General features: G+C 60.9%; 9 protein-coding genes. 6 read left to right on the plus strand and 3 right to left on the minus strand.

Features of this window, described 5'->3' with window-relative positions; all coding sequences use genetic code 11:
- Positions 1-125 precede the first annotated feature (125 nt).
- Complete coding sequence (phbB, locus tag ACYP5B_RS45710; RefSeq protein ID WP_318234255.1) at positions 126-869, minus strand: acetoacetyl-CoA reductase; 744 nt, start codon at positions 867-869, stop codon at positions 126-128.
- Between the two features lie 356 nt (positions 870-1,225).
- On the opposite strand from phbB, the gene ACYP5B_RS45715 reads away from it, so the two are divergent.
- From ACYP5B_RS45715 to ACYP5B_RS45730, 4 genes are all read left to right on the plus strand, one after another.
- Positions 1,226-2,239, plus strand: coding sequence for an amino acid ABC transporter substrate-binding protein (locus tag ACYP5B_RS45715; RefSeq protein WP_400099542.1), 1,014 nt, complete (start codon positions 1,226-1,228; stop codon positions 2,237-2,239).
- Positions 2,240-2,314: 75 nt separating this feature from the next.
- Positions 2,315-3,511, plus strand: a complete 1,197-nt coding sequence (locus tag ACYP5B_RS45720) for an amino acid ABC transporter permease (protein ID WP_400099540.1) — start codon at positions 2,315-2,317, stop codon at positions 3,509-3,511.
- A gap of 6 nt (positions 3,512-3,517) precedes the next feature.
- Positions 3,518-4,618 (plus strand): amino acid ABC transporter permease, encoded by a 1,101-nt coding sequence (locus ACYP5B_RS45725; RefSeq protein WP_459574014.1) that lies wholly within the window; start codon positions 3,518-3,520, stop codon positions 4,616-4,618.
- A gap of 78 nt (positions 4,619-4,696) precedes the next feature.
- Entirely contained in the window at positions 4,697-5,425 is a 729-nt protein-coding gene (locus tag ACYP5B_RS45730) for an amino acid ABC transporter ATP-binding protein (protein ID WP_459574015.1), read from the plus strand.
- 97 nt (positions 5,426-5,522) lie between these two features.
- Here the strand turns inward: ACYP5B_RS45730 and ACYP5B_RS45735 are convergent, their stop codons facing one another.
- Positions 5,523-6,188 carry a response regulator gene (locus tag ACYP5B_RS45735; RefSeq protein WP_459573988.1) on the minus strand — a complete coding sequence of 222 codons (666 nt, stop codon included), beginning with the start codon at positions 6,186-6,188 and terminating at the stop codon, positions 5,523-5,525.
- Positions 6,169-7,839, minus strand: coding sequence for an MASE1 domain-containing protein (locus ACYP5B_RS45740; protein WP_459573989.1), 1,671 nt, complete (start codon positions 7,837-7,839; stop codon positions 6,169-6,171). Before ACYP5B_RS45740 ends, ACYP5B_RS45735 begins: the two co-directional genes overlap by 20 nt.
- Before the next feature lie 482 nt (positions 7,840-8,321).
- Between ACYP5B_RS45740 and ACYP5B_RS45745 the strand changes: the two genes are divergently transcribed.
- Positions 8,322-8,663 carry a hypothetical protein gene (locus ACYP5B_RS45745; protein WP_459573990.1) on the plus strand — a complete coding sequence of 114 codons (342 nt, stop codon included), beginning with the start codon at positions 8,322-8,324 and terminating at the stop codon, positions 8,661-8,663.
- A gap of 410 nt (positions 8,664-9,073) precedes the next feature.
- Positions 9,074-10,396 carry an amidohydrolase gene (locus ACYP5B_RS45750; protein ID WP_459574016.1) on the plus strand — a complete coding sequence of 441 codons (1,323 nt, stop codon included), beginning with the start codon at positions 9,074-9,076 and terminating at the stop codon, positions 10,394-10,396.
- Positions 10,397-10,747 lie beyond the last annotated feature (351 nt).

The raw sequence follows: 10,747 nt of genomic DNA on the forward strand, positions 1-10,747 counted from the left end.
TCGTAGGCGGGCAATAGCTCGAGCGCCCAGACCCAAGGGTCGCGTTTGTACACACCGCCCGCAACGCGATATTTCCAGGGGCGAGAGTGCGGTAGCGGTGACGCCACCGCGTCTCGCCCCATCGTTCATTGCATGTGCTGTCCGCCGTTGATGGCAATATTGGACCCGGTCACGTAGGCCGCATCCTCCGAGCACAAATAGGCGACCAGGGCTGCCACCTCCTCCGGCTTGCCTAGGCGGCCGACCGGAATCTGAGGCAGGATCTTCGAATCCATGATCTCCTGCGGCACGGCGGTAACCATCTTGGTAGCCAGGTAGCCTGGAGAGATGGTGTTTACCGTCACCCCCTTCCTTGCGACTTCCAGCGCCAGTGACTTTGTGAAACCGTGCATGCCGGCCTTTGCGGCCGCGTAGTTGGTTTGGCCGAAGGCTCCCTTGGAGCCATTGATTGACGCGATATTGATGATGCGGCCCCAGCCACGCTCGACCATGCCCTCGCACAGTGGCTTGGTGACGTGGAACACCGAGTCCAGATTAGTGCGAATCACGGCATCCCAGTTCACCTTGTCCAGCTTCTTGAAGGCCATATCGCGGGTGATGCCCGCATTATTCACCAGGATGTCAATCCGACCGATGTCGGCGAGTATCTGTGCCATCGACACCTGGCATGCATCGTAGTCGGCCACGTCCACCGGGTACGCACGTACATTGCGGCCGGCTGCGTCCATGGCAGCCAGCCAGCTCTGCGCATTCTGGTTCCCTGGCGTGTGGGTCACGACTACGTCGTAGCCGGCATCATGCAATTTGATAGTGATGGCCTCACCGAGGCCACCCATGCCACCTGTTACCAATGCGATTCGCTTTGTCATCCTACCAGTCACTTTTATGATGCAATCCAACCCCTAAAAGCCCGATGGTCGCTCCGATTTTCCCTCGGCTCCGCCATGCGACAGGGTGAGCGCACCCTATCGGTGGGCCACGGTACCTCGGCTACATTTCACTTTCATGTCATCAAGATGGCTTGTCTACGCAGGCGACACCCGGGCCGCGAGCGCTTCACTTCCGCTGGCAAGGAAGTGAAGCGTCAGCCGGAACAACATGTCAAATTGCCTTCTTGCGGAAGGATCTTGGCTATTCTAGCCTTATAAGCGGTGAGAATTATGGTGCGCTTGTCCGCGCGTCGTTGCCTGTTCAAGGAACCTGGACCGAGGGGGACGTGATGAGAATGCGCACCGCAATCACGGCAGCTTCCATGGTGGCTTTCGCCATCGCGGCCGGCACGGCCCACGCCGGGGCGACCTTCGAAGCTGTGAAGAAAAAGGGCTTTGTCCAATGCGGCGTGAATACCGGGCTCCCGGGGTTCTCCGTGGCCGACGAGAAAGGCGTTTGGAAGGGCATCGACGTGGACGTTTGCCGGGCGATCGCGGCTGCGGTATTCGGCGACGCCTCCAAGGTGAAGTTCACGCCGCTCACCGCCAAGGAGCGATTCACCGCACTGCAGTCCGGAGAGGTCGACGTCCTCTCGCGCAACACCACGTGGACTTTGAACCGCGATGGCGGGCTGGGCATTGTCTTCACCGGCATCACCTACATTGACGGGCAGGGCTTCCTCGTGAAAAAGAAGCTCGGCGTGAAATCCGCGCTTAAGCTCGACGGTGCGACGGTCTGCGTGGGATCAGGAACAACCACGGAGCTGAACCTGACGGACTATTTCACGCTCCATAAGATGAAGTTCAAGGCCGTGGTCTACGACACGTCGGATGAAACCGAGAAGGCCTTCGCGGCCGGCCGTTGCGATGTCCTCACCAGCGATCAGTCCCAGCTCTATGCACTGCGCCTCAAGCTCGCCGATCCCGACAGCGCCGTCGTGCTTCCCGAAGTGATCTCCAAGGAGCCGCTCGGCCCGGCGGTGCGCCAGGGTGACCAGGAGTGGTTCAACGTCGTACGCTGGACACTGTTCGCAATGTTGAACGCCGAAGAACTGGGCGTGAGTTCAGAGAACGTCGACCAGATGAAGGGGAGTAAGAACCCGGACATAAGGCGCCTGCTGGGCGTGGAAGTCATCAAGCACGGTTTGGGAGTCCCCGACGATTGGGCCTACAAGATCGTGAAACAGGTGGGCAACTACGGGGAGATCTTCGAGCGCAACGTCGGCTCGGGCAGCCCGCTCAAGATCGGTCGTGGCCTGAATGCCCTGTGGACCAAGGGCGGCCTGCAGTATGCGCCGCCGATTCGCTAGGCGCCCTCCTTTTCGTTGAACGGCGCCGCGCCCGCCCGCCGGATTCAAGCCAGGAATCTGAAGCGACCCCGGAACATGGCCCAGATAGAGGACCCCGCTGAAGCGCCGCCGACGCGGCCGCCGCCCTGGAACGATCCCCGGATCCGGGCGGTCGTGTTGCAGGTGCTGGTGAGCGTTGGTGCCGTCGCGCTCGCGGCCTACCTGGTCCGCAACCTGATGCACAACCTCGAGATGCGCGGCATTTCGACGGGATTCGGCTTCCTCGCGAACCGGGCGGGCTTCGCCATCAACCAGGCGCTGATCCCCTACAGCGAGGAATCGTCGACGTACGGGCGTACCTTCGTCGTCGGCCTGCTCAATACCCTGCTCGTATCCGGGCTGGGCATCGTCTGCTCCACCATCCTCGGTTTTATCATCGGCGTGGCGCGCCTTTCCCGGAACTGGCTGGTGGCAAAGCTTGCGTTGGCCTATATCGAGATCTTCCGCAACCTCCCGCTACTCGTCCAGATTCTCTTCTGGTACTTCGCCGTCTTCCTGAATCTCCCGGCGCCTAGCGAAGCGTTGTACATCGGGGACTCGGTCTTTCTGACGCTGCGGGGACTGTACCTGCCGCGCCCGGAGGCGCAGGCCGGATTTGGCTGGACGGTGTGCGCGCTCGTTGCGGCGATGGTTGCGTCCGTCGTCCTCGTGCGCTGGTCGCGGCACCGCCAGGAGCGCACGGGCAAGCGCTTCCCGGCGTATCTTGCTTCCGTCGTCTTGCTGGTCAGCGTGCCGCTCGCCGCGTTCGTCCTCACGGGCCGGCTGCTGCAATGGGTAAAGCCCGAGCTTGCGGGCTTCAATTTCGTCGGCGGCATCGCCGTGATCCCGGAGCTCGCCGCGCTGCTGGTGTCGCTCTCCATCTATACCGCCGCCTTCATTGCCGAGACGGTGCGTGCCGGCATCCTCTCGGTGTCCCACGGGCAGACGGAAGCGGCCTACGCGCTCGGATTGCGCCCGAGCTGGACATTGCGGCTCGTGATCATCCCGCAGGCCATGCGGGTAACAATCCCGCCGCTCACGAGCCAGTACCTGAACCTTACCAAGAACTCCTCTCTCGCCACGGCGATCGGATATCCCGACCTGGTATCGCTGTTTGCCGGGACCACCCTGAACCAGACTGGCCAGGCCGTCGAGGTGATGTCGATGACCATGGCGGTCTATCTCGTAATCAGTCTCGTGATCTCGATGTTCATGAACTGGTTCAACGCACGGATGGCGCTGGTGGAGCGCTAGGCCATGATGACTCACCGGCAACGCCACGCCGACCTGCCCCCGCCGTCCGCCCCGATGGGGGGCCTAGGCTGGTTGCGCAAGAACCTCTTCGCCTCGCCCCAGGACGGCGCGCTCACCCTGCTCGCGCTCTATCTCCTTTATCTTGTGGTACCGCCCCTCGTCGAGTGGGCACTGATCAAGGCCGACTGGATGGGTACCCGCAGCGAGGCCTGCTCCAGGGCCGGCGCGTGCTGGGCCTTCATTCACGTGCATCTCGACCAGTTCATGTACGGCTTCTATCCGGTCGCCCAGCAGTGGCGGGTGAACCTGGCGATCGCGCTGCTGGGGGCGCTCATCGCGCCGCTGTTCTTCAAGCGCTTCGCGCTGAAGCGGGGGCTGGGCGCCGTGCTCCTCCTGGTCTATCCCGTCGTCGCGTTCTACCTTCTGGTCGGCGGCCGGTTCGGTCTGAGCCACGTCGAGACGAGCAAATGGGGAGGGCTGACCCTCACGCTGGTGATAGCCATCGTCGGCATGGTGGCCGCCCTGCCGCTGGGAATCCTCCTCGCGCTCGGCCGGCGCGCCACGAACATGCCGGTTCTCAAGGCCCTGTGCGTGGCGTTCATCGAGCTCGTGCGCGGGGTTCCGCTCATCACTGTGCTCTTCATGTCTTCGGTGATGCTGCCCTTCTTCTTGCCCGAAGGGCTGAACTTCGACAAGCTCCTGCGCGCCCTGATCGGCGTAGCGCTGTTCGCCTCCGCCTACATGGCGGAGGTGGTGCGCGGCGGCCTGCAGGGAATTCCGAAGGGCCAGTTCGAGGCCGCGGCGGCGCTGGGCCTGGGCTTCTGGAAATCGACCGCCCTGGTCATCCTGCCCCAGGCGCTCAAGCTGGTGATCCCGGGAATCGTGAACACGTTCATTGGGCTCTTCAAGGACACGAGCCTGGTACTCATCATCGGCCTGTTCGACCTGCTTGGAAGTATCCAGGCCGCCAATGCCGACGCCAACTGGCTGGGGTTTTCGACCGAAGGATATGTTTTTGCGGGATGCATCTACTGGGCCTTCTGCTTCAGCATGTCGCGCTACAGCCAGTGGCTCGAGAAGAAGCTGCAAACGGGCCACACGCGCTGAGGTCCGATTGGGGGGAAGCACATGAATGCCGTACAAGCCGTCGACCCTCCGGCGAACCCTGCGGGCGCCGGCCCGGCCATGGTCGAACTGCATGGTGTGCACAAGTGGTACGACAGATTCCACGTGCTCAAGGACATCAACCTGAGCGTCGCCGAAGGCGAGCGTATCGTCATCTGCGGTCCCTCGGGCTCGGGCAAGTCCACGATGATCCGCTGCATCAACCGTTTGGAGGAGCATCAGCGCGGCAGGATCATAGTTGGCGGCGTGGAGCTCACCAGCGACGTGAAGAACATCGAGAAGGTCCGCAGCGACGTGGGTATGGTGTTCCAGCAATTCAATCTCTTTCCACATCTCACGGTCCTGGAGAACTGCGTGCTAGCGCCGATGTGGGTTCGCAAGACGCCGCGCAAGGCGGCGGAGCAGGCCGCGATGGAATACCTTGAGCGTGTGCGCATCCCCGAGCAGGCGAAGAAATACCCCGGGCAGCTCTCCGGCGGCCAGCAGCAGCGCGTGGCAATCGCCCGCAGCCTTTGCATGCGCCCCAAGGTCATGTTGTTCGACGAGCCCACCTCGGCGCTCGACCCGGAGATGATAAAGGAGGTGCTCGATGTCATGGTGGGGCTCGCCAAGAGCGGGATGACCATGCTCTGCGTGACGCACGAGATGGGCTTTGCGAAGACGGTCGCCAATCGCGTGATATTCATGGATGGCGGTGAGATCATCGAGGAAAACGAACCCGAGGCGTTCTTCATGCACCCGCAGCAAGACCGAACGAAGCTGTTCCTGAGCCAGATCCTCAATCACTGATTCCGCGCGAGTACTGCGATCGTCTCGTCATGGCCGAATCTCCCAAAATGCTTAAAGGTCCCAGGGGATTGCCTTATTCGGTGGGGCGGGCTGCGCCCTATTGGCCCTCGATCCACTGAATGGCGAAGCGCATCAGCTCCTTGCCGCTAGGAATATCCAGCTTTTCCTTGATGTTGGCCTGATGTGCCTCGATGGTCTTGACGCTCCGACTCAGCTTCTCTGCGATCTCGCGGGTGCCGAAGCCGAGTCCGATCAGGTGCAGGACCTCGAACTCCCGTTCCGAAAGGCTTGCGATTGAGCCCGCCGGAATTCTTTGGGGAACCGTCAGAGCCCGCGCCAATTTTTCATGCATTGCGGCGCTCAGGTAAATATTACCTGCCAGCACCTCACGGATGGCATTCACAATATGCTCTGTGGCCTCGAGCTTCATCAGATACCCGTTTGCTCCAGCCCGCAGTGCGCGTTCGGCAAACAGGGTTTCGTCATGCATGCTGAGGATGAGGATTGCCAGCTTTGGATAGTGTTGCCGGAGCGTTTTGACAAGATCCAGGCCGGAGTTCGAGTGCAGGCTGAGGTCCACAATGGCCATGTCAGGCTGGCAGGCCATCACCGCCAGGGCTTCTTCGGCACTGCCGGCCGCACAGCAGACGTGCAGATCCTCATGCAGACTCAGCAAGTGGGTTAGTCCCTCCCGGATGATGGGGTGGTCATCCACGATCAGGACCTGAGTCGCGCGGCACAGGCTAGAAGGCTTCCCTTTCATGTCCTGGACTCTCCGGTATCGGATAGCGGATGGCAACCGTGGTGCCACCCAAAGCATTGCGGGTGACCATGCAAGAGCCGCCCAGGAGGCTTGCCCGGTGGCGCAGGTTGTGAAGTCCCAGTCCCGAGGCGCGCTCCATTTGTTCCAGGTCGACCCCCATCCCGTCGTCACTGATGGAAAGCCTCTGCATTCCGCCTTCGCGCTCCAGGTCGATCCAGATGTGGCGGCCCTGGCTATATTTCAGCGCGTTATTGACTGCTTCCTGTGCCGCACGGTAAAGGTTAATCTGCATCGGCGGATCCAGTAAGTCCACATTTGACTCGATGCGGAGCGTGCAGCCTATGGCATTCAGCGAGCGGGTCGTCTGTGCCAACCCTTGCAAGGCGACCGTAAGGCCACCAGATTCCATGGCGACCGGATCCAGGCCATGGGCAATCTTGCGAGTCATCAAGGACGCCTGCTTCACCAATTCGACGATAGTAGCCGCCTTCGCGGCGGCTGGGTGGCTATGCTTCTGTAGTTCTTGATTCAAGGTGGCGCAATAGAAGCCCAAGCTGGTGAGGTGCTGCCCGAGGCCGTCATGCAGTTCCCGGCCGATGAGTCTCTGCTGCTGATCGCCGATTCGGATCAGCTCTGCTTCCAGCAGGCGACGTCGCGCCATCTCCTGCTTCAGTTCATTGTTTGCTAGCTCCAGGTCTTGGGTTCGCTCTTGCACGCGCCGTTCCAACTCGACATGGGATGCCAGCAGGAGGCGATGGATGCGCTTTTCCTGAGCATGTGCCGCCACCAGCAGCAGTCCGGTTACTGCCACGACATCCGCGAAGGCGCACCATCTCACGAGGCTATCCACCGGGGATTCGGCGGCAAAGGGACCGGTGCCGTTCGTGGTGCCCCAGATGGCCACGATCGAGACCAGCAAGGTTGAGAGGCTGGTGCCCAAGTGATCGAAGCGCAGAGCCGCCCAGATGATGAACGGAAAAACCGCCAAGGCTGCCGGATAGTAGCTGTGCCCGGCAAGTTCGGTGGCGCCGAAGATGACGTAACTCACCCAGAAGATCGCAACGGTCAGTCCACACGCTTCCACGGTCTGCTTTGCGGAGCGGATAGGGCTCGGATACGTGAGCAAGCAGAGCAGCGGCGGGGCCACCACGAGCACCCCCATCATGTCACCGAGCCACCATTTCAGAATGGCTGTGCCGTACTCGGAGACTGACACCAAGCCCCCTCCAAAGAGGGCGGTCGCACCAATCAGCGCACTCACTGCCGTGCTGAGCGTCGCAGCCAGGATGATGAAAGCCAACACGTCCTTGATGCGGTCCAGGGTGATCTGGAATCGGGCTACCCGCCTTAACAATGATGTAGCCGTCAAGGCTGCAGCCGCCGCACCGAGGCCAATCACCGCGGCCACTGGTAGGGGCACGCCCACCGACATGTTGGCCAAAACGGAGCCAATGGCAATTCCGGGGGCAGCTTCGGAGCCCATCACGAGCAGCGCAACGAGGGCGATGCCGCTGGAAGGCCACACCAGAGACACTGCACCGCCCACTACCGCATAAGCAAGTCCCAGCTGAGCACCCGCGTAATACGCCAACGCGACAAATACGGTGTGAACGAAGAGGCTAAGCCTCGAGTTGCGCGGAATGATGACCATTGATCGCTTCAAATTCTGGGGACAGCCCCTGCCACAGCCAGTCATTCTCTCGTTAGCCGCAATGACAATACGCTTGCGAAAGCTTAGTGTCCGATGCTCCTGTGGCAAATCACGAATTTGCACCGAATCGGTGCCAGGCGAAGTGCTGCGAATCCATGGTGCCGCAGGATAACTATGAATCTATGTCAGAACTCCCCTTTGCGGTAAGCGTAGCCGATGGATTCGATGAGCTATGCCGTCCGGGTTGGACGCCAGATTCCGTATGAGCGCGAGCATTGTCGTGCCGGGTTTCGGGTCTTCGGCCAGAATCCGGGCGCAGTTGGCCCTTGGCACCTGGCTGCGGTCGATAGCGCATCATCCGCAGATTGCTCAGGCCAGATAGCGTATGCAGGGCGGAGTCCGCCCTGCCCATCCAATAGGGCAATCCCCTAGCCTATTTTCCGAAGGAGACCTTATTCAAACGCTTACCGTCAGCGCATACATTGGAATCGTACAAAGCTGCCGCGCTGGAGCGAAAAGAATTTGTTTCGGCGTTCTTGCAACCACCTGAAAAAGAGGTGAAAAAAATGGTAAAGACAGTATTACTGCTCGCTGCGGCGGGTGCGGCGCTTGGCGCCGGGGTAGCCTATGCCGGCATCGGGGCGCGAGATGTATACACCGACGGCGCTAGCGTGATGGGGCCGCGAGACCCATATTCAGATGGGGGGAAGAGCGCAAAGTTTGACGTTTATTCAGATGGGGCGAGAGTCACAGATAGACGAGACGTATTCAGCGATGGCGCCAGAATCACCAACCGCGATGGACTGGTTGAGGACAGCATGTAAGGAACGACCGAAGGGTCCGCAAAAGAACACGTGGTCCGCGCTCAGCGTCCACAGCCAGAAACCAAGCATCCCCCGAGTAACAGCCTCGGGGGATTCTTTTTACAGCGGCCGCCCTGCCACAGACAGGTCAAACCAGCACGCCCCCGCCACTCGAAGGGCAGCAACGTTTGCGGCGTGCCTATTTCGTCAGTTCCTGAACCGGGCTGTTTACAGTGCCGCGATGTCTCGCGCAGACGATCCCTTCGTGAAGAATGACATCCACACGAATAGACTTGTATATACTAGTAGATGCAACTGCTGCAAGGCGACACCGTGCCTGTTATCACGCCCCGGAGCCAAGACGCGGACAGTGGTTGCGCACAACTGACGGAAGAAAAAAAGGAGACTCCCAAGTGCATGAAAAGCTCTCGATGGTTCGCCGTGCGGCGGTGGCGGCCGTGCTTGTTGGCACAGTGAATGTAGCGTTGGCGCAGTCCAACGGGCTTGACGGCAGGCTTGCCACCCCGTTGAACAGCCTGGTGGCAACCATGTATCCCGAACTGGACGCCTTGTACAAGGATCTGCATGCCCACCCCGAACTGGCATTCGGCGAGACACGCACTGCAACGCGGCTCGCCCGGGAGATGCGCACACTGGGATTCGAGGTAACCGAGAACGTCGGAAAGACAGGGGTGGTGGCCATGTACCGGAACGGCCCAGGCCCAACCATCATGGTGCGCACCGACATGGACGGACTCCCCATGGAAGAGAAGACCTCATTGCCCTATGCCAGCAAGACACAGACCACGTGGAACGGGCGTGAGACCTTCGTTGCACACAGCTGTGGCCATGACGTGCACATGGCAAGCTGGGTAGGCGCCGCGCGCGCCTTGGTAGCCATGAGAGAGAAGTGGCGCGGCACCCTGATGTTCGTGGCACAACCCGCTGAAGAGATCGGCGCCGGCGCCAGGGCAATGCTGGCCGACGGACTGTTCACGCGATTTCCCAAGCCTGACACGGCGCTAGCCTTGCACACCAACCCCCGGCCCTATGGCACAGTCAGTTACAGCGTCGGCCCCATGACGTCTGCCGCCAGCTCGTTCGAGATCCTGTTCAAAGGCCGTGGCGGCCACGGCTCCGCGCCCAACAAGGCGTTGGACCCGATCATCATTGCCTCGCGATTCGTCATGGATGTACAGACTGTCACGAGCCGGGAGAAGGATCCTATGGCTTTCGGCGTCATCACCGTCGGCGCGTTCCAGGCAGGAAGTTCGGGCAACATCATTCCCGACAGTGCGGTCTTGCGCGGCACGATCCGCGCTTACGACTCAGGGGTCCGGACACTCCTGGCCGACGGTGTGCGGCGCGTCGCGCGGGCATCGGCAATTGCGGCGGCAGCCCCCGAGCCGGAGATCACGATTGCCGACAATGGCTACGGCGTGGTGAACAGCGATACTGTGGTCGCACGCGTCGAGGCGGCGCTGCAATCTGGCCTGGGCAAGGACAAGGTGGCCCGTACACGCCCTCTCACGACCAGCGAGGATTTCGCGGAGTACGGCAGCGAGGGGGTGCCTTTAATGTTTTTCCTTGTGGGAGTGTTTGACCCCGAAGAGGTCTCGGCCTCAAACAAGAGCGGTGGCAAGCCCCTATATTTCAATCATTCCCCATACTTCGCCCCGGTGCCAGAGCCGTCGATAAAGACTGGCGTCACCGCCATGAGCCTGGCCGTACTTAGCTTGCTTGCGACACCTTGAACATGGCAACCGCGCCTGCGGTGTTCACTGCTGGCGCGTTGGCCGTCGATCTATATTTTTGTAGGATGTTGGTATCGACGATACGGGAGATGCCAACATGCCAATGGGACGACCGAAGCTGGATCTGGTGTTGAGCGAAGACGAGCGGTCTCAACTTGCCTCGATGGCGCATTCGCGGAGTATCCCGGTGTCGCTGGTTGCGCGGGCACGCATCGTTTTGGGAACAGGACACTGGCCCGCTGACGCGGGGGTGTCTCTTTAGGGCGGGGTTTTGATGCTTCTAGCTGCTGATGCAGAATAGCGTGAGTGGGCGATGTTTTAGCGCTTCTAGCTGCTGTCGCGGCTGTACGG

The organism is Cupriavidus sp. 8B, assembly GCF_054589115.1.

Bases quoted from the DNA above. Each gene is read 5' to 3' on its own strand.
- phbB (WP_318234255.1), bottom strand. From the start codon at position 869: ATGACAAAGCGAATCGCATTGGTAACAGGTGGCATGGGTGGCCTCGGT.
- ACYP5B_RS45715 (WP_400099542.1), top strand. From the start codon at position 1,226: ATGCGCACCGCAATCACGGCAGCTTCCATGGTGGCTTTCGCCATCGCG.
- ACYP5B_RS45720 (WP_400099540.1), top strand. From the start codon at position 2,315: ATGGCCCAGATAGAGGACCCCGCTGAAGCGCCGCCGACGCGGCCGCCG.
- ACYP5B_RS45725 (WP_459574014.1), top strand. From the start codon at position 3,518: ATGACTCACCGGCAACGCCACGCCGACCTGCCCCCGCCGTCCGCCCCG.
- ACYP5B_RS45730 (WP_459574015.1), top strand. From the start codon at position 4,697: ATGGTCGAACTGCATGGTGTGCACAAGTGGTACGACAGATTCCACGTG.
- ACYP5B_RS45735 (WP_459573988.1), bottom strand. From the start codon at position 6,188: ATGAAAGGGAAGCCTTCTAGCCTGTGCCGCGCGACTCAGGTCCTGATC.
- ACYP5B_RS45740 (WP_459573989.1), bottom strand. From the start codon at position 7,839: ATGGTCATCATTCCGCGCAACTCGAGGCTTAGCCTCTTCGTTCACACC.
- ACYP5B_RS45750 (WP_459574016.1), top strand. From the start codon at position 9,074: ATGGTTCGCCGTGCGGCGGTGGCGGCCGTGCTTGTTGGCACAGTGAAT.